Source organism: Spartinivicinus ruber (assembly GCF_011009015.1).
GTDB classification, from domain to species: domain Bacteria; phylum Pseudomonadota; class Gammaproteobacteria; order Pseudomonadales; family Zooshikellaceae; genus Spartinivicinus; species Spartinivicinus ruber.
The window spans coordinates 406,147-426,479 of record NZ_CP048878.1; the positions used below are offsets into that span (position 1 = coordinate 406,147).

General features: G+C 40.4%; 20 protein-coding genes and 2 tRNA genes. 10 read left to right on the plus strand and 12 right to left on the minus strand.

Annotated elements, in window-relative coordinates:
• Positions 1 to 7 precede the first annotated feature (7 nt).
• The 5 genes from G4Y78_RS01865 to G4Y78_RS01885 all read left to right on the plus strand — a co-directional run bounded on the left by G4Y78_RS01865 (position 8) and on the right by G4Y78_RS01885 (position 3,941).
• Positions 8 to 2,236 (plus strand): AsmA family protein, encoded by a 2,229-nt coding sequence (locus G4Y78_RS01865; RefSeq protein ID WP_163831113.1) that lies wholly within the window; start codon positions 8 to 10, stop codon positions 2,234 to 2,236.
• The gene (gene mutY, locus G4Y78_RS01870; protein WP_163831115.1) at positions 2,236 to 3,297 is read left to right on the plus strand and encodes an A/G-specific adenine glycosylase; all 1,062 of its coding nucleotides are present in this window, start codon (positions 2,236 to 2,238) and stop codon (positions 3,295 to 3,297) included. Before G4Y78_RS01865 ends, mutY begins: the two co-directional genes overlap by 1 nt.
• Before the next feature lie 40 nt (positions 3,298 to 3,337).
• Complete coding sequence (locus tag G4Y78_RS01875) at positions 3,338 to 3,616, plus strand: oxidative damage protection protein (protein ID WP_163831117.1); 279 nt, start codon at positions 3,338 to 3,340, stop codon at positions 3,614 to 3,616.
• A gap of 135 nt (positions 3,617 to 3,751) precedes the next feature.
• Positions 3,752 to 3,827: transfer RNA gene (locus G4Y78_RS01880), tRNA-Phe, on the plus strand.
• 29 nt (positions 3,828 to 3,856) lie between these two features.
• Positions 3,857 to 3,941 (plus strand) — tRNA-Leu (locus tag G4Y78_RS01885).
• A 455-nt stretch (positions 3,942 to 4,396) separates the two neighbouring features.
• On the opposite strand, the gene G4Y78_RS01890 is transcribed toward G4Y78_RS01885, so the two are convergent.
• On the minus strand, positions 4,397 to 5,440 hold the full coding sequence (locus tag G4Y78_RS01890; protein WP_222937621.1) for a hypothetical protein: 1,044 nt from the start codon (positions 5,438 to 5,440) through the stop codon (positions 4,397 to 4,399).
• Between the two features lie 33 nt (positions 5,441 to 5,473).
• Between G4Y78_RS01890 and G4Y78_RS31245 the strand changes: the two genes are divergently transcribed.
• Together G4Y78_RS31245 and G4Y78_RS31250 are read left to right on the plus strand one after the other, a co-directional pair.
• Positions 5,474 to 5,980 carry an IS630 family transposase gene (locus G4Y78_RS31245; protein WP_163831121.1) on the plus strand — a complete coding sequence of 169 codons (507 nt, stop codon included), beginning with the start codon at positions 5,474 to 5,476 and terminating at the stop codon, positions 5,978 to 5,980.
• 38 nt (positions 5,981 to 6,018) lie between these two features.
• Positions 6,019 to 6,531 (plus strand): IS630 family transposase, encoded by a 513-nt coding sequence (locus G4Y78_RS31250; RefSeq protein WP_163836355.1) that lies wholly within the window; start codon positions 6,019 to 6,021, stop codon positions 6,529 to 6,531.
• Positions 6,532 to 7,429: 898 nt separating this feature from the next.
• On the opposite strand, the gene G4Y78_RS01905 is transcribed toward G4Y78_RS31250, so the two are convergent.
• The 11 genes from G4Y78_RS01905 to G4Y78_RS01955 form a co-directional block, all read right to left on the minus strand.
• Positions 7,430 to 7,804 (minus strand): hypothetical protein, encoded by a 375-nt coding sequence (locus G4Y78_RS01905; protein WP_163831123.1) that lies wholly within the window; start codon positions 7,802 to 7,804, stop codon positions 7,430 to 7,432.
• A gap of 233 nt (positions 7,805 to 8,037) precedes the next feature.
• The gene (locus G4Y78_RS01910; RefSeq protein WP_163831124.1) at positions 8,038 to 8,379 is read right to left on the minus strand and encodes a hypothetical protein; all 342 of its coding nucleotides are present in this window, start codon (positions 8,377 to 8,379) and stop codon (positions 8,038 to 8,040) included.
• A gap of 13 nt (positions 8,380 to 8,392) precedes the next feature.
• Positions 8,393 to 8,689, minus strand: coding sequence for a BRO-N domain-containing protein (locus G4Y78_RS01915; RefSeq protein WP_163831126.1), 297 nt, complete (start codon positions 8,687 to 8,689; stop codon positions 8,393 to 8,395).
• 1,969 nt (positions 8,690 to 10,658) lie between these two features.
• Positions 10,659 to 11,069 (minus strand): hypothetical protein, encoded by a 411-nt coding sequence (locus G4Y78_RS01920; RefSeq protein ID WP_163831128.1) that lies wholly within the window; start codon positions 11,067 to 11,069, stop codon positions 10,659 to 10,661.
• Between the two features lie 196 nt (positions 11,070 to 11,265).
• Positions 11,266 to 11,973, minus strand: coding sequence for a KilA-N domain-containing protein (locus G4Y78_RS01925; RefSeq protein WP_163831130.1), 708 nt, complete (start codon positions 11,971 to 11,973; stop codon positions 11,266 to 11,268).
• Positions 11,974 to 12,235: 262 nt separating this feature from the next.
• Complete coding sequence (locus G4Y78_RS01930; RefSeq protein ID WP_163831132.1) at positions 12,236 to 13,021, minus strand: BRO family protein; 786 nt, start codon at positions 13,019 to 13,021, stop codon at positions 12,236 to 12,238.
• A 200-nt stretch (positions 13,022 to 13,221) separates the two neighbouring features.
• Complete coding sequence (locus G4Y78_RS01935; RefSeq protein WP_163831134.1) at positions 13,222 to 13,842, minus strand: PEP-CTERM sorting domain-containing protein; 621 nt, start codon at positions 13,840 to 13,842, stop codon at positions 13,222 to 13,224.
• 229 nt (positions 13,843 to 14,071) lie between these two features.
• On the minus strand, positions 14,072 to 14,266 hold the full coding sequence (locus G4Y78_RS01940) for a hypothetical protein (RefSeq protein ID WP_222937622.1): 195 nt from the start codon (positions 14,264 to 14,266) through the stop codon (positions 14,072 to 14,074).
• 125 nt (positions 14,267 to 14,391) lie between these two features.
• Positions 14,392 to 14,628 (minus strand): helix-turn-helix domain-containing protein, encoded by a 237-nt coding sequence (locus G4Y78_RS01945; RefSeq protein WP_163831138.1) that lies wholly within the window; start codon positions 14,626 to 14,628, stop codon positions 14,392 to 14,394.
• Positions 14,629 to 14,726: 98 nt separating this feature from the next.
• Positions 14,727 to 15,287, minus strand: coding sequence for a recombinase family protein (locus tag G4Y78_RS01950; RefSeq protein WP_163831140.1), 561 nt, complete (start codon positions 15,285 to 15,287; stop codon positions 14,727 to 14,729).
• A 540-nt stretch (positions 15,288 to 15,827) separates the two neighbouring features.
• Positions 15,828 to 16,835, minus strand: a complete 1,008-nt coding sequence (locus G4Y78_RS01955; RefSeq protein ID WP_163831143.1) for an SDH family Clp fold serine proteinase — start codon at positions 16,833 to 16,835, stop codon at positions 15,828 to 15,830.
• A 359-nt stretch (positions 16,836 to 17,194) separates the two neighbouring features.
• Between G4Y78_RS01955 and G4Y78_RS01960 the strand changes: the two genes are divergently transcribed.
• The 3 genes from G4Y78_RS01960 to G4Y78_RS01970 are packed head-to-tail and all read left to right on the plus strand — an operon-like array spanning position 17,195 to position 20,052.
• Complete coding sequence (locus G4Y78_RS01960) at positions 17,195 to 19,102, plus strand: PAAR domain-containing protein (protein ID WP_163831145.1); 1,908 nt, start codon at positions 17,195 to 17,197, stop codon at positions 19,100 to 19,102.
• A gap of 8 nt (positions 19,103 to 19,110) precedes the next feature.
• Positions 19,111 to 19,497 (plus strand): Imm1 family immunity protein, encoded by a 387-nt coding sequence (locus tag G4Y78_RS01965; protein ID WP_163831147.1) that lies wholly within the window; start codon positions 19,111 to 19,113, stop codon positions 19,495 to 19,497.
• Between the two features lie 42 nt (positions 19,498 to 19,539).
• On the plus strand, positions 19,540 to 20,052 hold the full coding sequence (locus G4Y78_RS01970) for a hypothetical protein (protein WP_163831148.1): 513 nt from the start codon (positions 19,540 to 19,542) through the stop codon (positions 20,050 to 20,052).
• Positions 20,053 to 20,333: the final 281 nt, after the last annotated feature.

Consider the following 20,333-nt stretch of genomic DNA (forward strand, 5'->3'; position numbering starts at 1 on the left):
CAACTGAATGAAAACGCTACTGAAAATTACCTTAGGTACAATTGCGGTATTATTGCTGCTGGTTGTACTGGCATTGGTATTTATTAACTCAATTATTAATCCAAATGATTACAAGCCTGAGTTGGAAAAAGTCGTCCAGGATAAAACTGGGTTTCAAATGCGTATTAACGGTGATATTGAACTGGCACTGTTTCCACAATTGAGTTTTGCTGTTAATGATGTTGCGATGTTGGACCGTCAACAGCAACCACTACTGGCCTTAGAGGAAGCAAAACTGGGCTTGGAATTATGGCCTTTACTCAGTAGTCGGGTAGAAATGAATGATGTTGTGTTAACGGGCTTAAATCTTAATTTAGTTAAAGATAAAAATGGTAAAGGTAATTGGGAAATACCCAATCAGCCACAAACGGCTGGTAAGCAAAAACCTGGTAGCCAGCCTTCCGATCAACAGACACCATCTACTGATGAGCCAAAGGTGCAGAAAGCTAAGCCAGTCGTGTTGGCAGTAGAAAGTGTGCAAGTTAAAAATATGATTTTGGATTATAAAGACGAGCAGGCCGGTACTAACCAACAAATTAGAAATATCAACTTTACAACTGGGGCGATTGCTAGCGCTAAGCCATTCCCAGTTAAATTGTCGTTTAGTTATAGCAGCAGCAAGCCACGCCTGTCGTTAGATAGCCGACTTGATACAACATTAGTATTGGACTTTATTGGCCAGCATTATCAAATGAAAGACTTAAACTGGGAGCTAGCTGCGGTAGGAGAACCAACCAATAATAAAAGTCTTAAAGGGACAATTAATGGTCATTTAGACATTGATTTAAAACAACAAGTAATGGCGCTAAATGACTGGCAGATACAGTTTGGTGAGCTGGGTTTAACCTTGACCAGTGAAACTAAGCAATTTGCGACAGCACCACAAATGAGCGGGCAATTAAGCTTAAAGCCATTAAATATCAAGCGGTGGTTGTCTAGTGTTGGAGTTGAATTGCCTGCCATGGCTTCTGATAAAGCATTGAGCCAATTGGCGTTAAACACCCAATTTAAAGGCACTGATAAACAGCTGACTTTAAATGCTGTGAATATGACCTTAGATGAAAGCAAATTAACAGGCCAGATAGCCATTAAGGACTTTGCTACCCAGGCATTGCAGTTTGATTTACAAATTGATCAGTTTAATGTTGACCATTATTTGCCACCAGAACCGGCTAAAACCACAAAGCCTGCTAAAGCACCTGCCACTCAGCCAGAATCAAGTAATGCGCCGGCAACAGCTCCAGCTACACAATCAGCAACAGTAGAGCAACCGGTTATTCCTGTTGAGACATTAAAAGGGTTGAATTTGGCCGGTAAAATGACTTTGAAAAAACTCATTGCTAAAAAAGCGGAGCTGACTGATGTGGCGCTTATGGTAGAAGCAAGCGGCGGGCTGGTTAATGTGAAAAATCTATCCGCCAAGTTGTATGAAGGTGGTTTTAAGCAACAGTTGACAGTTGATGTACGTGGTAAGCAACCTACGATTAAAGCCAATAATCAACTGGAAGGTGTACAATTAAAGCCGTTGTTAACGAATTTAATGGATGTTAACCAAGTGTCAGGCATTGGCCATATCAATAGTGAAATTACCACGAAAGGACTAACAGCCAGTGAATTAACTAAGCAATTAAATGGCTTAGTAAAATTTAAAGTGAGTGACGGACAGTTTGCTGGGACGAATGTTAACCAGATGGTTTGTACTGCGGTTGCTAAAATCCGTAAAGAAAAAATGGGTGGAAAGACTTGGGATAGCAATACCCAATTTAAGTCATTACATGGGCAATTCAATATCCGTCAAGGCGTGGCTAAAAATAATGACTTAATTGCCTCACTTGATCAGATGAAACTAGAGGGCGACGGAGAAGTAGACCTGGTAAGGCAAATGCTGGATTATCATTTAGGGCTGACGATTTTAGGTCAAACCGGTGATTTAGGTGATCAAGCTTGTCGAATCAATGAGCGCTATGCCAATATTCGCTGGCCGGTTCGCTGTAAAGGCAAATTTGGCCAAAAAGAAGGACTATGCGGTGTTGATAGCGAGCGAATGAAAGAAGTTGCCGAAGCACTTGTAAAAGATGAGCTTAAACGCAAATTGGATAAAAAGCTTGATGATAAGCTGGGTGACAAATTGAAAGAGAAGCTCGGTGAAAAAGGCAGTGAGCGAGCAAAAGAGTTACTGAAAGGTTTGTTTAATTAATGATTTCAGCAAGGCAGTTCAATCAGCCAGTATTGACTTGGTTTGATAAGCATGGGCGTAAGCAACTGCCCTGGCAGCAAAATAAAACCCCTTATCGGGTTTGGGTGTCTGAAATAATGCTGCAGCAAACCCAGGTTGCCACCGTTATTCCTTATTTTGAGCGCTTTATGAAGCGCTTCCCAACCGTAAAAAAACTGGCAAAAGCAGATATTGATGAAGTGTTGCATTTGTGGACGGGCTTGGGGTATTACGCCCGTGCTAGAAACTTACATAAGGCCGCTAAAAGAGTGGTGGAGGAGTACAACGGTCAATTTCCTGAAACCGTTGAGGCGTTAGCTGAGCTGCCTGGCATCGGCCGCTCTACAGCGGGGGCTATTTTATCCATTGCCATTAATAAACGAGCAGCCATATTAGATGGTAATGTTAAGCGGGTATTGGCCCGATTTCATCGTGTTGTTGGCTGGACCGGTCAAGCAAAAACACAGCAAGTGTTGTGGGAAATAGCCGAGCATTATACTCCTAAACAGCGATTTGGTGATTATACTCAAGCGATGATGGATTTGGGCGCTACAGTTTGTACGCGCAGTAAACCGGCTTGCAGTTTGTGTCCAGTGGCTAAAAAGTGTGAGTCCCATTTACATGGCGAAGCCCATTTATACCCTGAGCCAAAACCAAAAAAACAATTACCCGTTAAGCAAACCAGTTTAGTTATGATTGTTAATCAGCACGGTGAGGTGTTGTTGAATAAACGACCGGCAGTGGGGATATGGGGTGGACTGTGGAGTTTTCCTGAAGCAGATACAGAGCAAGCCAAGTGGGTTCAGTCGTTAGAAAGTACCCTGCAATTGAAATTAACGAAGCCAGAAATTTGGAATCCGTTGCGGCACACATTTAGCCATTATCATTTAGATATAACTCCTGTTAAGCTGTTTTTACGGCAATCCACACAGCAATTGCTAGAGCCAGAACAGTGGCTTTGGTACAACCTGAATCAACCCGCTACAGTAGGGTTAGCAGCGCCTGTTAAAAAGCTTATTCACAAGCTAGCCGCCAGTTTATAAATAAATAGTTTGTACAATATTTATTCAGTAGGTGTAATCAATGACAAGAACTGTATATTGCGTCAAATTAAAGAAAGAAGCAGAAGGATTAGCTGTGCCACCATACCCTGGTGAAAAGGGTAAATGGCTTTATGAGAACGTCTCAAAAGAGGCCTGGGCTGCCTGGCAACAACATCAAACTATGTTGATCAACGAAAAAAGACTGAATCTGATGGACCCAGAAACCCGCAAATATTTAACTGAGCAAATGGATAAATACTTTGCAGGAGAAGACTACGAACAAGCGGAAGGTTTTGTCCCTCCGTCAGAAACCGAGTGAGTTATTCGCAGGAAAACCTAGCGAATTGGGCTGCCATTAAGGTTGAATAAAAATTACACAGCATCTTTTTTGCTTTTTTTTCTGGAAGGTCTTGACTCAAAAGCAAACTAACGGTTTAATAGCGGCCCTGTCAGCGCCCAGATAGCTCAGTCGGTAGAGCAGGGGATTGAAAATCCCCGTGTCGGTGGTTCGATTCCGCCTCTGGGCACCATATATGCCTTTTCATCAAAAAATACTCAAGCCGAAGTGGTGGAATTGGTAGACACGCTGTCTTCAGGTGGCAGTGCCTTCGGGCGTGGGAGTTCGAGTCTCCCCTTCGGCACCAGTTTCTCTAAGTCTTTGTAAGTACTCAAGTTTTCCCCAGATTCAAACGTTTGTTTAGCTCCATTTTGTACCACCCATTCCGCTGATTTTGTACCATGCTGCTGGCTAAAAAGTCAACACTGTTTGGTGTACTTCTGTTGTCTTTCTTGTCTGTATTTTAATCAATAAATCTATTTGTTATCTAGCTTAATTGCCAGTGGTTTTCTGTGACTAATCGCTTGGAAGTGTAAGGAGAGCTAAAGGCGTAAAAACAGGTATACACACACGGACAAACAAACAAAGAGTAAGGGGCTTGAGACATGTTTAAGTAGGCCCTGGATTAAGGCCTTACGCTACAAACCCTATAATTAAAGGTAGGCGGTGTTTTACCGCTCCATACACCTTGGAGGGATGAAACGCCCCCTAACAATACAAGCCTGTAGTTAATAAGAGTCCCTATTTCTTCAGGGCCCCCCTTTACTCCTTGCTAATAACAGGCTCAAACTGAGCAAGCTCTCTGTAACTTTTGGTCATCACCATGCTAAGCCTGTCTTCTTCTTTTTCTGGGACCACAAAGGAGTCATGCACCCCAATGATAGGTATATTTTCCTCCTGAAAAGCTCGCATCACATTAAAGGCAATTGTGCTGTCCCAGTAGTGTAATTGTGCCCAAGTCTCTCGGAAAAAGTACTGCGAAAGTGGGCTATGTGCCTTCAGGAAGATATCTACAGCCTGCTTAATGTCCTTGTAGCTCAGCTGCTTTCTAAGCTTCCTGTGGAGTGCCTGGAGAGCTCTTGTCTTGTTATTTGTGTTTAGGCAGATAAGAGCAATAAGCTTGGCTACTTCCCTTGGCATCTCTCCAAATTCGTAGCAGTCTTTAGGGCTCTTTAGACCACTCTTGTTGTATAGCAGCCGTAAATGCAACGATTTAAAATCAAGCTCAACCGTGGGCTGTCCATTTAACTTTATTGTCCTCCTTTCTTCCTTCTTTAAATTTTGAATTGGGGAATAGAGCCTGCCACCAAGGGAAAAATCTTTGTGAAACTTTCGGTGATACTTCAGGAATAAGCTGTGTGGCTGCATTTCTTCCTGGTCATCCGCTGAGATGTAGCTTAGTGAGTGCTGAGCAATGAAGTTATTAAAAGACTTCAACTGATGTCTAAATTGATTGGTCTTTTCTGTGTCCTCGTACTCAGCATTTTTCTTGTTCTCATTGACTAAATAAATAAGCTCCTTCTCAGTATTTAATTCGTGTGGTCTACATTCGTTTATAAAGCCCTCCAGCCACTGCTGACCGTCTTTTGTAAGCTCAGTAGTACTAGGTACACCAGAAGTTCTATCTCGACTCTTAAAGCCCTTGTGTGTCCGTATGTAGGCTTTATCTTCCAAGCTATTTAATAGGCGAATAAATGGCTGATAAGCTAGGCTTGTTTTGTCGTATCTTGACTTGTTGTGGTAATAGGTTCTGTTCCTGCTAAATAATACCAATCGTGGTAAATAATCTGTAAAATACCTGGTCACAGTATTTCACTTAATTTGACTAGGAATTTAATAATGGCAAGGATTGCTTCTATTCCAGATGAATTGTATGACTACGACTTTGATGCCTTACTGAACAGAGAGCCACATCCAAGAACACGGCTTCGCTTATTAGCGATGGCTCATTTACAAGCAGGTTGGTCTCAAACTGAAATAGCACGAGCATTAAGGAAATCAAACAATACCATTCAGGACTGGCTCAACCGTTTTAGACGAGATGGCCTTGAAGGACTTTATGAACAACCCGGTAGAGGAAAAAAACCATTTCTTTGTCCTTCACAATATAATGAATTTAAAGCAGCCGTTATTACCTTACAAAACCATCGTCAAGGCGGTAGAGTTCAGGGTAAAGACATACAACAGTTGCTGCTGGAACAATTTAATATAGACTACAGCTTAAGTAGTATTTATGAAGTATTGCATAAAGCAGGACTTTCTTGGATTACATCAAGATCTAAACATCCTAATCATAGCCCAGATAAACAGCAAGCATTTAAAAAAACTTTGAAAAAGAGGCCTTAAAAGTACTTCCCTCATGCGTTTCTCCAGATAAAGTTGATATTTGGTTTCAAGATGAAGCCAGAGTGGGTCAGCAAAATACCTGTACGCGTATTTGGGCAGAGAAAGGTACGCGTCCACGAGTGGTAAAGCAACAACAGTTTGAGTCAGCTTATCTCTTTGGCGCTGTTTGTCCTGCTAAAGATAGAGGAGTGGCTCTTGTATTACCTATTGCTAACACAGAAGCAATGAGGTTGCACTTAACAGAAATTTCAAAAGCCATTTCTAAGGGAAGACACGGACTGGTTATCGTTGATCAAGCGGCATGGCATACGACTCATCGCCTAGAAATACCTGCGAATATCACGCTATTAAATTTACCACCCGTTTCCCCAGAGCTTAACCCGGTAGAGCGGATATGGGAAAAACTGAGAGAGGATTCACTGGCAAACCGTTGTTTTAAAAATTTCAATGATATTGTTGAGTCTTGTTGTGAGGCATGGAATGTATTTGTGAATAAGAAAAATAACATTAAAAGCTTGTGCTCCAGATGTTGGGCTGTTTTAACAAGCTAATAAACAGGATTGGTATAAGACGCCTACACGCTCTTCTAAGCCTAGTTTTTCCCTAGCTATAGAACATGTATATAAATTAAAAATGATAGCTTGTAGGGCTTCTCGGTACTTCTCTCGGTGTCTAATTATGGGCTTATCGATAGCAGCATTTAGAACGTCATCTAGCTGCTCTGTATGTACCCCCACATTGTTCGCGGGGAACCGTGTGTAATAGTCAGATTTGAACAAGGTACTTAACAACTTATTGAATTGCAGGTTAGGGGGAATAATTAAATTCTTCACAGGAGTAATTATCTCAGGGTTAATAAAATGAGTGATAAATGATTGAAATAGAAGGGTTGATTTCTAAGTGTCTAGTATGTGCAGGAGAGGCTCTAAGATGAGCTAAGATACCTAAAGATATCTTTAAGTTACCTCTAGATAGCTATAGATATCCTTAGCTACTTAAGCTTATTTACTTCTTAGTTACTTATTCCTTATTAGTTATTCTCTTCTTAATAAGACACAACAGACACAGAAGCTATAGGTAACTAGAGGATATCTTAAAGCTACCTTTAGGCTGTCTTAGTTATTTATTCCTTTGTTGATTATTCTTCCTACTCAATTAATTAGTGATAGGTGAATAGCTAGGTAGTGATGAGATAACTTAAGGCTATCTATTTGCATAGGCTGACCTTAAGCTAACTCATCGTGACTAGCTGATACCTTTGGCTTAGTTGTCTTTGTTGTTAATTGACCAAGAAAAAAGGATTAAAGGAGTGAGGCTTATTAATGAGGCTGTTCTTGTAGGTGACTTAAAGCTCAGCTCTAGTCAGCTTTAAGTTGACCGAGGGCTAAGCCATCCCTTTGTTGTGGTCCATAAAAAAGAGAACAGGCTTGTGCCTGCCTCTAGGCCTGTTTAATGTAGAGTGGTATAAGGATTATTACCGCAGCTCTTCATCCAGTTAAATAGGCTCTTGTGGAGTTCTGGAGATACCCAAAAGGCGTAGCTAAGTGCTATTTCAGGTGCTGCATAATATTCACGTTGAACCAGTCCATGACTGCCTTGTGCTACATCCTCATAGTGGATTATGGATTTTAAGGGCAAGTATTCTGCTGAAACTGCAATTAGCTCTCCTCCAGGTCCATCCAGCCAGATTTCAGGTTCTAAACTGCTCTTATTGGGAGTCTTTAATGAGTTAAGAAGAGACCACAAGCCAAAGTTGCCATGCTCATCTATAGCAGGATTGAGCTTTATATCTGTTGTACTTGTCTTGCTTGTATCTGTCGTCATTGAAATATTACTCCTTTATATTGCAAGTCAGGTATGTATTAACGGATACAGCAGTTGTTGTCCAGATAAATAAAGAGAATGTCTGATTAATATTCAGGTGTTAGTTTGCCTTTCTCACCAATTTGCTTTTATCCTTTTTTTTCTTGGTCCCAAATAACATGCCTTCTTTAAGGCACCTATAAGCCTCTCCAAGCAACACTACAGAAGCCGTATAGGTTCAGCTTACTTTGTTCTTAAATGAACTGAGACAAGCCCGTATAGAGCACAGGAGACACCCAAAGGGCGTAGCTCAAGGCCACAGCTTTATCAGCATAGAATGTGTCAAGGATTACGGGGTCGAAGCCTGGGTACATCGCTAGGCGCTTGTTGTAATCTACGAGCTTATCTAAAGGCATATCCTCGGCTAGCTCCCTGATTATCCCCTGGCCTTCCTCAGCGAACCAAGCGTCGGGGCTGTAGTCATCTTCATCAGTGGCAGAGTACATAACTGACCAGAGACACACACGGCCTTGCTTATCGAAGTCCAGGCACCAGCTTAAGTCATCTTTGGTTATTTTTAATTTATTTTTCATCATTGATTATTTTTCCTTATAGCAGAGATATTGTGTTTAAAATGGATTTACCCAAGCGCTTAGCCTTGGATAACCGTGAGTGGTAAATAAGGCGGTAAAAGTCTTGCTCTGAAATAACTACTAACTCTCTAATGCCTGAGCTAGTAGATAGGTCCCGTTTTAGGACCCACTTGCAGTGATACTCAACAGCAGCTAAAGGACGCTGATAGCCTAAACGCTCAGCGACATCCTTAGCGTCAAACCAAAGCTTATCTGCTTCCTTTATCACTTTGAGCGAGCCAATTACTGGATATTTAATTGTGATAATTTCCATTTTTATTTGCTTTTATTCCGGTATTAATTTCACCTATTTTCAGCTCAATTAATTTGCTATTTTTCAGGGATGAACCAGGGAGATAGGACCTAAGCAAGACCTGTCTTCATTTGAAAGCTGGTTTTAGCTTTGTGGTCCATTATCTTTTTGCTCTATAATAAATAGCCATCAGAAGGTGTCTAAGAGCTTGCTAGAGTGCTATTAAATACCTTCTTAATGCACTTCCATAGGTAAGAATAAAAGTGCCTTATATATATCTTGAGACTGTCTTGTAGCTACTGTGATTTATGGCTAAAAAGTAAGCAAGAATGAAAGGTGAATTTATTCTTAAGGGGGGGGGTTATTTTTGCCCAGAGATGACGCGGGCTGTAGCGATTTGGATATATACATTTCCGCGCATAAGAAAGGAGTTTTTAATAACTTATAGCTATTGAGGTAATGGCTAATTAATAGGCTAAAAAGAGCAAAGTTAATGGGTAAAATGACCACGAAAAATGATAGGTAAATTAGCCTTTATTCTCCTATTAATTGCTATTTATTTTATTGAAACACTGTGAATCACAGTATTTTAATTTTGTTTATTATTTAGGCGAAGGGGGAATTCCCTCATCGGTCAGGCTTTAATCTGATAAATAATTACTAGCTATGTAACTTCCTAATACAGAGAAAGGGGCTAATTCCCCCTCTTGGATTAATTACACTCCAATGTCTCAGATTTGAGCTTTTGAATGAGTAATAAGCAGAGCCCAAATTTGGGCTGTGAGAATTCCAACATTTGAAATTTAAGTGACCAATAACCTGCTATCTCTTTCTATATCTGGAACCCGACGTTTTACCGGGTGCAGGATTTAAATAATCCAATCAACCAAAAGACAACAAGGTAAACTTATCTAAGTTGCGTGGTAGACTGAGGCCGCAGAGTACAAGGCTTACAGCGGGACACCTTTTTGAATTTCCGCAGGGCAAATAATGGCCAGTTAAAACTTATCTAAGTTCCGGGGTAAAAATGGCCAGGGATGGTAAGGCCTAGCGGGGAGTGGCTTTTTGATTTCCGCAGGCAAGTGATAGATACCAGTAGGACCATCAGACCACACATTATAAGGGCGTCTAATTGACGCATTGGGGAAACAGTCTTCTTCTAGGTTGGTCCGTTGGTTAGCGCTAGGCAGGTAGGGGCCTGTAGCTTGGCTGGCTTTGAGATTCCGCAGTGGCTTAAGGAGCGCTCCGGGAATCCTCGGAACGCTTAAAAAATAGACACAGGTTAGTAGAGGTTCTGGTTGTACTTATTGCTACTACTGGCACCTAGCATTTTGCTATGTTCGGCCTTAGCCCTTTTGTTGTGGTCCACTTATACCTAGGAATTTACGCAGGGCTATGTCAAATAAGTAATGATTCGCCTCTATTCCAGTAATGGATATAGGCTCGTATTTAATTGAGAAAGAAGTAAAAAGCAATTAATAATTGATTAATAAATACTTAAAGCTTCTACCGCACATAGCAATTGAGCTTTTAAATAAAATGCAAGCTATACTTTTATGCTAAGCTTTAAGGTTTTTAGTGATGAAAAGAGTGTTGTTCTGTTTTGCTCAACTAATATTACTAATCAGTACTTCTTATTGTTTGTTTTTTTCAATAAGCTTATTCCTGTTTAAAGTAATTGTTTATGCAGAGTCTAACCTTTGGATAGTTTATCATATTGACTTTTTTGAAAGCGTTATTCCAGTTAAAATACGTAAAGCATTTCATTTTTATGACCAACCGACGTTTTGGTTTCTCCTGGGCTCTTTGCAGTTACTGATTTTTGCTAAAACTGTGTCAGTAAAGAAAAAAGATAATTTCACTGAGCAACAAAAGAACTTAAGCAGCGAAACGATAAGCTAGCCACTCCATGCTACTGGTGCTCTGGTAGACCACTTCAGTAGCACACCCTAGTTACATAATGGCTATGGTAGTAAAGACTCTAACTTATTTAGCGGTACTGGCAAAAGGCATAGACAACCTGTGCTTTATCAGGGTAGTTTTCTTCATATATTTTTAGAGCATCACTACGATATATATTTTTGCTCTTGTTTATCAGGCAGGGGCCACGAGCAAACCAACCGAACCTTACAGGTATTTTTTGTTTCAATTGTTTTTTTAATAAACTTATTGCTGCAGTATATTTATCGTGAGTAAGTTTAGGGTTAACAATATACCTTCCCTTGTCGTAGGATAGGTAAATTTTATAAATCTCATCAGACTCAATATTCCTGTATTTTAAAATGTACTTGTCTTCTCTTGTTTCAGTTAACGATAGTAGCTCAACTTCAACACTAGCCCCTCCGGCAAATACTTGACTTGAGAGTAACAATAAGAATGCGGCGAATACTGTTTTCATCACATACAATACCTAATTTGTTGTGTGTTAGTACATCAGCACCATTGAGTTGACTAATGTATCAGTCACCTCTAAATTACAATGAGCTTTTGGTCTAGCATACGAAGCTCTTTAATCATCATAACAATAAACTTTGTTAACTAAATCTAGGTCGTTAGCATTTTTTCAATGTCAGCAGGCAACTGGTCGCCCTCTATTATTACGCGCGCTCAGCGCTGTTTAACGCTGTCTTAACGACGAAGTAACCACGGTCTAGGTAGGTCTGGTAGGGAACATTGTTGCCTTTCACGTTGTAGAAGAGGACACGGTCTTCACGCAGCTGCCTAGTGAAAGTACGTGGTTTTATTTTTAGTATTTTTGCGGTTTCTTCCAGATTGCTTGTGCCTCGTGCTTCGACGTAATGAGATACGAAGTCAGCTTTAGGCTGCATCTCAGCGATTTGTTTTTGGCTTTCTAGAAGAAGGGTTTCTTGCTTTTTAATGGTGTCTTGTGCAATAAGGCAAGCTTTCGCCATTATAAGATTTTCGTCTTCTAGTGGCTGGAGTTGGCCTTTAGTTACTGCCTTAAATGTGCGGATAACTTTAAGGTTAAACTTAGGACTGACCCACATTGCATACTGATAAACTAAGTCTTCATCAACATAAGTTCCTTGATTTAATCCACCTCGGATAACTTCAATTGGTTGATAATTAGGCGTTACCGGAATTCCGGTATCGGTCATTTCAGCTATTAATTCCTGAGTCTGAGCATTATTAACCCAATAATTAGGTTGATGCCTTTTCAACCCACCAGCAGCCTTATGCAAGTCATTAAGACAAAATCTGCCTTGCTCATCTTGTCTTATGTTTACGTTCTCAATGATGATAGGAGCTGTAGTTGTTAGGGCTGATGTATTTAAATTATTCATTGATTGAGGTCCTTTCAGTTAAGGGATAATGAGAGTTATCTTTAGGTTGGCTTTAGGTATCTTAAAGTTAATCTATAGGTTTACATGGCTGATTGTTTTTTAAGCTGAAAAGTGAATTTTAAAATTGTCTAAGGGGGTCCGTTACTCAAAGTACCGAATGACGTGGCCTGTATTAGTGCTGGAGTTTTAATTTCCTACATATAAAAAAGCCCCAGGGATTAGCTGAGGCTCTATTAATAAGTGGACACAACAGCAGTATTATTTATAGCTGGCCTTTCATGTGCTCGTAGTTCTTTGTAAGCCACGATAAGCCTTTATTAGTCACCCTGGTTCCCTGGTAGGCTCTCCCGGCTTCCTCATCTACGCCAAGCTTTAAACAGAAGTATCCCCTAGCCAAGTAATACTGATACGGTACATTCCGTTGTCCTCGCTTGTTATACAGCACCTTATCTTGCCTCAGCTTCTGATTAAATTTATTCGGCCTAATGCCTAACTGATTAGCTACGTCTCTCAGTGCATAGGTGCCTTTTGCCATCACATATTTATCTACAAAGAGAGCTTTAGGCTCCATAGAAATAACGGTCTGCTGTAGCTCCTTCTTTTCCTTCTCCTGACGTTTAATTGTGTCTTGGGCTAGATGATAGGCTCTTGCTTCTATTTGTTCTGGGGTGTCTTCAGGGTGGGCTAGGAGGTAGCCTCCTGTTTTCCTAATGCTTGGTAGGACCTCCTCAACAACCCAATCTTCAAACTGTTCAGCCTCTGGCAATTTAGACCGAAAAATTAAACGGTAAACATCACGCTCAGAGATAATTGTCAGTCCCCTTGATGGAATTTCCAAAGGTAACGATTCGTTACTTTTAAGCAATGACGGGGCTTTGCAGTGGTCTTTAATTGCTTTTCGCGTGTTTGAGTAGCCCAGGAGGTAGGCAACGTCGCTAGCGATAAACCACGGCTCACCATTTTTAACTAGTGTCCTTAGCTTACCAAAGGCATTGTGACTAAATGTATTTATTTCTTTATTCGTGATAGTTGTATTCATTGCAGACATGCTTATTCCTTTAAAGCACTGGTAAATAAAATTAATTAGAGAAAAAATGCTATAGCAGTGGACCAAGCAAAAGAGCTAATTAAATCCTCTGTTGTGGTCCATATAATTTAGGTGTCCCCTTAGGTGTATGCTAGAAACTTCATGTTGTACTAATGCATTTCTTGGGGACACGACTATTAAAAAATTTAATTCAAAGTGATTTAATTTAAACCCTTCCTTCTATATCCCATTCCTAATAGGCCTAACCCCATCAACGCAAGGCTAGCTGGCTCAGGCACATGCAAAACTAAATTGTCCATAGCATGGTTAGGAAAAACTAAATGCCCAGTACCAAATATAAAGTTTACTTGAGATACTCCAATAAAGTTTATATTTTCAGTAGTCCAAGTTTCAGTCTGTGTAATAGAGACAGTCATTGTCGGCTGACTTGGAAACAAGCCAACAACATCAATAAAATTTGGTCCAATACCTGTCTCAAGTACAGCGCTATCAAATGATAAAAAGTCAAATAAACCGCCACCATCTTTTGTTAAACTAATAACTAAAGGGCCACAACCAGAACACCATCCAAATATGTCGGTACCATTTGTATTATCACCAGATGTAGCACTAAAAATACCATCCGAACCTGACATAGCCCCAAGAGAATTTGTCAGTGTAAAGCCATTCTCTGTATAAGGAGTCACAGCGTATGTAGTACTTCCCGCTGGAGCTACCCCCTCAAATGTCATAGTTGCTGATAAAGTAGCATTAGCTGTAGCTGCTACCCCACACAGAACAGTGCCTGCAAGAAAGCCAAGTAACTTATTTTTTACATCCATATTACTGCCTATAAATAAGTGAATTAATTTCACTTTTAAATAGCAAGAATAATTCCACTCTTATAAGCACTTGATTTGCCGTACTTTAAATTCAAGCCAGGGTGTACCTGTAAAGAAAGCAATAAGGGACTAACTGCCTCTCATGGTTTACGAAGGACACAAAAATGTAATTAAGGTTTAGCCTAGGGATAAATTAAAGCTGTCCCTAAGCTATCTCAGGGCCGTGCTCTTAGTAAATATAGCGGCCTGTTGAGTCCAATACATCAGGCTTTAACTGCTGAAGAAAGGAGCGGCCTAGAACATCATCAGAGGGCTTACAGATATACCAAGCTAGACGGCCTAGTTTAATGTAGTAGGTAGTTAATGAATCTACTTCGAAGGAAAAAGAAAAGAGTTTAAACGCAAAGATAGCGTGAGGGTTCATAATGATATTCTCCAACATATAAACGGAACCGCCTTTCGGCTTATTCCTATTTTTTGAGTGGGATTTTTATTTGCCTTCATCCAAAGGCAGGAATAATAATACACCTAACGTTTTATATATCAATATTATTCTTCAATTTTTTTATAAAAAGGATGTTTGCCAATTTTAATCAATAATAGTTCAAATGCTGCTAAAGGCATTTCTCTGAGGTTTTGACTGTCAGTAGGCGCTAGCCATTTACTTAATTGCCGTCTTGAAACATGAATCATTTCAGCTGCTTCAGCTCTTGTAAAACCAGCTTCTTTGATTAATTCTCTAATTTCTTCTGGCTCAGGTAGAATTAATTTAAACATCTCACTCATGTTATTGACTCCTCACAGTAGCTATATTTTCAAAGCGCCACATTATGAAGTCAATGATAGGTAATGAGTAGGGATGGACCACAAATTAGGTATATGCCCTAAGCCTCAGCTCTTAAATATTGATAAAGTGTTTCGCGGCTAATCCCAAGGTCACGCGCTATTTTTGCCTTAGCTTCTCCAGCAGCAACACGGGCTTTCAGCTGCTCAACATCTTCAGTGCTTAGTGCTTTCTTCCTGCCCTTATAGACACCTTTCTGCTTCGCTAGGGCTATTCCTTCTCTCTGCCTTTCCTTAATCAGTGACCTTTCAAATTCAGCAAAGGCACCCATAACAGAGAGCATCAAGGTAGCCATAGGCGAGTCTTCCCCGGTAAAGGTTAAATTCTCCTTGATAAAGCTGACACTGACATTCTTATCGGTTAGCCCCCGGACAACACGGCGTAAGTCGTCAAGATTCCTTGCTAGCCTGTCCATACTGTGGACCACAACAGTATCACCAGCCCGAACAAAGCTAAGTAATTCTTCCAACTGCTCGCGCTTGGTGTCTCTGCCTGAAGCTTTATCAGTGAAGGTGTGGTCCAGCTCTATGCCTTCTAGCTGACGCTCTGTGCTTTGGTCTAACGTGCTGACTCTTATGTATCCTACTCGTTTAGCTGTCATGTTCATTTATCCTTAAAGTGTCAGGATAGAGTCTAAGAGCCTCTGAGAGATGTGTCAACAAATAAAGAAAATGACCCTATTCTGACGCACTTTCACCCTCTAACCTGACGTCCAGTTAGGGTGTACCTTAATCTGACAGGTGTCTTGTGTTGCTTTGGGAGAGCATTAGGTCACGGTCCATTAGACACTCAAACAAATGAGCTGCTTATATTTGCGTGCCAAGCTGATGCATGAGCAATGATGGACAAAGAAGAGAGGAGACAAAAAGATAAACGCAAGGCAAACTGTGAAACACTAGCCCCCCATGGGGGGATTTTGGTTTGGCCTATATTCAAAAAGAGCTGACAAATTTTTGAGTGAAAACTAAATTAGTCAACTTTAATAATTTTCGATTCAAAATAATAGCTACCGTTAACAACAATTTGATTATTCGCAACTATGGAAGATAGCGAGTCACATTTGGCTGAAGTGCTCAAGTCACTGCTAAAGCTAGATGTGCTAGTTTTACCCACATAATGTTGTATTGGATTCAATAAGTTTTTATTGCTTTGCTTCTTCATATTTCCAACCTTCAAATGTTCTACGGTCATCAATAATACGCTGGGTTATGCCATTGCTGCTAATTTCATGCCGGGTAAGAGAACCTTTTGAAACGAAATAATATGAGTGACCATCAATGCTTTCAATAATACTACGCTTCAACTCATATTCTTTTGCTTCATCAGTCCCCAGCAAGCTACTAGGGTCATACGTTTCAGTTAGCTTCAGTTCTTCGTGAATATCATCATACAACTTTTTAATTAATGTATACAGTTCTTCACTCGGATTCTCAATAGCTAACCCTAAGTCATTTTTAGCTTCTCGCCTATTGATAGTGTAGTCATGACTTCCTGATTCGCTACACAGAAAGTTAATAATTTTTTCTTTTTTTTCCTGCTCTTGGAGTTGGTGAGAGATTAGTCTGTCTGCAAGCATTTTTATTTGGCTTCTTGTTCGGTACGCTTCACCTAACACTAAAGGGTGAACTTTCTCTGACAGTTTTAGTAAAACATTTCCAAGAGTTTCATCAGAACTGATACCATACTCTTCTCTGGCTAGTTCAGTGAATCCTTGGATTGCTTCTACACTGACAGGAAATTTTGAAGTTACAGGAGCGCCTTCAATTTGTGGATTCAATGCCGTGTGAATTGATGGGTCAATAGGCCCTAATGTAGCCTGTTTAGTCATAATAATTATATTGGCCCCTAACGCCATTAAAGTTCCTGCACTATGGCACTTAGCAGGTATAATAACTTCTAATTCATCACAAAATAAGCGAATTAAATTAACAATACTCCATGCAGCTAAAGTATTACCTCCTCGGGTATAGAGATAAAGGCTTATCTTGGCTGTTACACCTATTTTATCGAGATGATTTACAAAATAGTCATATACTTCGCTGTGAATTTGAGTTTCTAATCCTGGTCTATCTCCAGTTATAAATACAATAATTTTAGAGTTCCGTTGTTTTTCAATGTCTTTATATATATCTAAACGTTGTTGAAACATGAGATTCCCTTATGAAATAACAATTCTTATATTTATTAAGATATGTAATTTCCTTACAAAACCTTAAATATTGTATCTATTAGTTAATTTTAGAACTCAATCTCCACATATTTAATTAAATGTAAATTGCACTTTTAGCACTATAAAAAACTACTCTGCTACTTTCAAAACCTTAATCTTTACCCCTTATTCGGTGCATATACTAAAACTGTGTTGCAACTTTATAGTCCTTTTAAAAACAGCTGCAGATAGCCTGAATTTCAAAGCACCTCACAAAGTCACCATCCAAAAACAAAGCCCACCTAAAACCCTGATAGACTCACTGCTCCTGTTGTTCATTGAGCTGTAAGGAAGTAGCAGTGGCAGATTTGGCAAAGGTTGGGGATAAACATAGTTGTCCTCTCTGTGGTGATAATACAGTTGTAGAGGGTTCCACAAGCACGCTTGTAGACGGCCTCCCAGTTGCCCGAGTTGGCGATAAGACAGCTTGCGGTGCAACCATCGTGACAGGCCTCGGTTGGCTGAACGTTGATAATAAGCCAGTTGCAGTACTTGGCAGCGTTACGAGTCATGGCGGCGTCATTGAGGCCAGCTCTACGGCTCGTGCGGGTGCTCCTGGCGGTAGCGGAATATCTCCAACAGACTTTAACCGTGTTGCTTTCCAGGGCATGAAGTACGGCTTTCAGCGGGACCCAGAAAGACCAGAGTTAGACGGCAATAAGGGTATGCATTACTTCGGTAACATGGACTCTTCAGGTCTTGGGTTTAACGCTGCGGTTAACAATGGGACTATTCAAGGCGAAGTAAAGAAGGAGCAGGAGAAGCCCAAGAACTGGGTAAAAATACAACTCGTAGACCAGAACGAAAAGGGAATGGCTGGTGAGGTCTACGTTGTCAAAGACGCTGCTAGTGGCCAGCCCCTTGATACTGGCTACTTAGGTAAACATGGCAGCAAACACATTCCCCTCCCTGAGCACGTCAAGCAAGTTACCGTTGAATACCCTGAAATAGAACCATACGACCAGTACGATATGCACTTAGCCCGTCGCCCTGGTGAAAGTGATGTGTCCTATGCCAAAAGGATACAGGAGCAGGGTAATAAAGCCTTACAAATTAAAGACCCAAAAGCCCGGATATTGCGCTTAGAGCAGATTCATAGCGCCCTACTAACTGACCAAGGTATTAGCAGCCCCATTGATACCGCTAGCCCAACAAAAGGTGACATAAGATGGCTGACGTATATTCAAGGGCTTAAACCTGAAGCCTGGGGTTATCCTGGCATTCCCATATTAAGACGAAGTGAGACACAGCCTCAAAAGGATATGGCTGGGGAAGACTGGGCCATTATGCATGGTGGTGGAGCTTCGGGTTTATATGTTGGTCCTGATAGCCACATGTACGACAGGGGCGAAGCTGTCAGGCAAGGGCTAAGAAGAGATGCCAGTGACAATAATCCCCAGCTAAACCAGTTAGTCTACATTAAAAAACTCATAGCTCAGTATGGTCCTGATGCAGCTATGCAGGAAGCCCGAGAGACTGGGAATGTGGTAGGCATGGCTGCTGAAATGGGAGCTTTAGGTGGAGCTATTGGGTCTACCCGAGGCAGGGGGAAAGGCGATAAAAAAGGGAGAAATAGCTATACTCGGGATGGGCTAAGCATTGAGGGGGACACTAAAAAGCTTATCCGGGAGCAGGTTTTCACCTATAAAAATAATCCTGGCTATGAACTTAGACCGTCCAAAAATCCCTCTAAAAGACGGTATCACAAGCGTGTGACACCACAACCTAGAAAGTATAAATTTGACTTTGAAAACATGGTGTTTAGGGATGTTAAAGGCAACCCAGTACCTTTGAGCAAAGTTAAAGAGCAAGTGTTTAGCTCTATGTCGAAAGCCAGGAGGCGTCTAAAATTCCCGACAGAAGGCGAACACACATTAGCTAGGCTAGAGACCAGTGAGATGGTTTTGCTGGGAAGAAGTAGCAAAGCATCACGCAACAGGCAACCTGTCACTATTAAGGTTAACGCTCAAACAAGGACACATGCTGAAGGCGAAGTATTTCAGCGTCTAGCGAATAAAGGAGTAAGGCAAGATGAAGCTGTGTTGTTTGTTGATAGAGGGTTGTGTAAAGCTTGTGGTAAAAAAGGTGGTGTAGGTTCCCTTATGAGAGCTGCGGGCTTGAAAAGAGTTATAGCAATAACACCAGAAGGTACTTTTATTATTACTGCTAAGCAGCCCTCTAAACCGGTTCCAGTTGAAATTAAGTGAGAGTGAACATGATGGAATTATCTACAGATAATCGACAAGGTGTTAATGCAAATTTAAATGAGCTACAGAACCCTTCTTGGATAGATGTAGAACAGGCGATTAAGGCTTTGAATGGACAGAACCATACTGAGGTCTTGCTTGATATTGGACCCAGCTATATATCAGTATGTGGTGGTAGCAAAGGTTATTTTGTTTACATTTATACAGAAGATGAAAGAAATTTAATATTAGAAGAAGGACAGAAATTTTCAGGTCTTATTGAGTTAGTAACTGCGGGTAATTCTTGCGACTATCCAGCAAAACAAGTTGTTGCTTTAGACCACGCTTTAGCTGCTGCCAAGACATTCTATGCGAAAGGCATAGCTGACCCTAAATTCTCTTGGTTGGAAGACTAGTTTTGTATGTCTTTAATACTTGAATGCTATGAAACATCAGGCTTGTTAATTGCTGACATGCAGTTCTTTGCTGGTTGGGAAATAGGGGATTATTTCACATATGATTTAAATGTAGCCTTAGATATAGAGGGTGATAGTGAAATCATTTTTGATTTTAGTGAAGCAGACCAGGCGAAACCATGGTCTGTTGTTTGGCAAAGAGAAACTAAAAGGTTAGTTGATAGCGTAAATAAAGGAGAATATTCATTCTTTCTTTTACCTACAGGTGATTATAACTTAGATATTACCTCACAAATATCCAGACAAGGTGATGCACAGATAACCCATAATTTAAGGGTTGTTTCTGGTGAAATAGGCTTTATTGAAGCTGCTGGAGCGCTAGAAACCTTTTATTCAAGAGAACCAATCCCATTTATTTACAAAAAACCACTTCCTAATGGTATTTACTCAGTTACCTATAATATTTTTCGGGACACAAAAAATATTGAAGTAACAATTCAACCAGTAGCAGGACAAGCAAAGTTAATTGACTCATTGCAGAATCCTTTCCAATAGCTGTTAGCTCCACTTTAGGCCCCTCAAGATTAAATGAGGGAGCCTAAATTATTTATCTCATAAACATAATATTTGACCTTATTTCTAAGCTTACATTCTTTACATTATTTACATTTGTCTTCTTTTTGTTTGCATTTACACACCCTTTATCATACCAATTTCAAAGATGGAAGTACGGGAATTACTCTTTTTTGTAAATGCCTTTTCGTATAACAATATCGATGACGTTTTAACCTACTCAAACAATTAAGAATAATTTTCAACAAGAAGTACTCCTAGGG

What these genes read in the sequence shown, in the direction of transcription:
- G4Y78_RS01865 (WP_163831113.1), top strand. Translation starts at nt 8, where the DNA reads ATGAAAACGCTACTGAAAATTACCTTAGGTACAATTGCGGTATTATTG.
- G4Y78_RS01940 (WP_222937622.1), bottom strand. Translation starts at nt 14,266, where the DNA reads ATGAACCCTCACGCTATCTTTGCGTTTAAACTCTTTTCTTTTTCCTTC.
- G4Y78_RS01925 (WP_163831130.1), bottom strand. Translation starts at nt 11,973, where the DNA reads ATGAATAATTTAAATACATCAGCCCTAACAACTACAGCTCCTATCATC.
- G4Y78_RS01915 (WP_163831126.1), bottom strand. Translation starts at nt 8,689, where the DNA reads ATGGAAATTATCACAATTAAATATCCAGTAATTGGCTCGCTCAAAGTG.
- G4Y78_RS01930 (WP_163831132.1), bottom strand. Translation starts at nt 13,021, where the DNA reads ATGTCTGCAATGAATACAACTATCACGAATAAAGAAATAAATACATTT.
- G4Y78_RS01905 (WP_163831123.1), bottom strand. Translation starts at nt 7,804, where the DNA reads ATGACGACAGATACAAGCAAGACAAGTACAACAGATATAAAGCTCAAT.
- mutY (WP_163831115.1), top strand. Translation starts at nt 2,236, where the DNA reads ATGATTTCAGCAAGGCAGTTCAATCAGCCAGTATTGACTTGGTTTGAT.
- G4Y78_RS01910 (WP_163831124.1), bottom strand. Translation starts at nt 8,379, where the DNA reads ATGATGAAAAATAAATTAAAAATAACCAAAGATGACTTAAGCTGGTGC.
- G4Y78_RS01945 (WP_163831138.1), bottom strand. Translation starts at nt 14,628, where the DNA reads ATGAGTGAGATGTTTAAATTAATTCTACCTGAGCCAGAAGAAATTAGA.
- G4Y78_RS01935 (WP_163831134.1), bottom strand. Translation starts at nt 13,842, where the DNA reads ATGGATGTAAAAAATAAGTTACTTGGCTTTCTTGCAGGCACTGTTCTG.
- G4Y78_RS01875 (WP_163831117.1), top strand. Translation starts at nt 3,338, where the DNA reads ATGACAAGAACTGTATATTGCGTCAAATTAAAGAAAGAAGCAGAAGGA.
- G4Y78_RS01950 (WP_163831140.1), bottom strand. Translation starts at nt 15,287, where the DNA reads ATGACAGCTAAACGAGTAGGATACATAAGAGTCAGCACGTTAGACCAA.
- G4Y78_RS01955 (WP_163831143.1), bottom strand. Translation starts at nt 16,835, where the DNA reads ATGTTTCAACAACGTTTAGATATATATAAAGACATTGAAAAACAACGG.
- G4Y78_RS31245 (WP_163831121.1), top strand. Translation starts at nt 5,474, where the DNA reads ATGGCAAGGATTGCTTCTATTCCAGATGAATTGTATGACTACGACTTT.
- G4Y78_RS01965 (WP_163831147.1), top strand. Translation starts at nt 19,111, where the DNA reads ATGATGGAATTATCTACAGATAATCGACAAGGTGTTAATGCAAATTTA.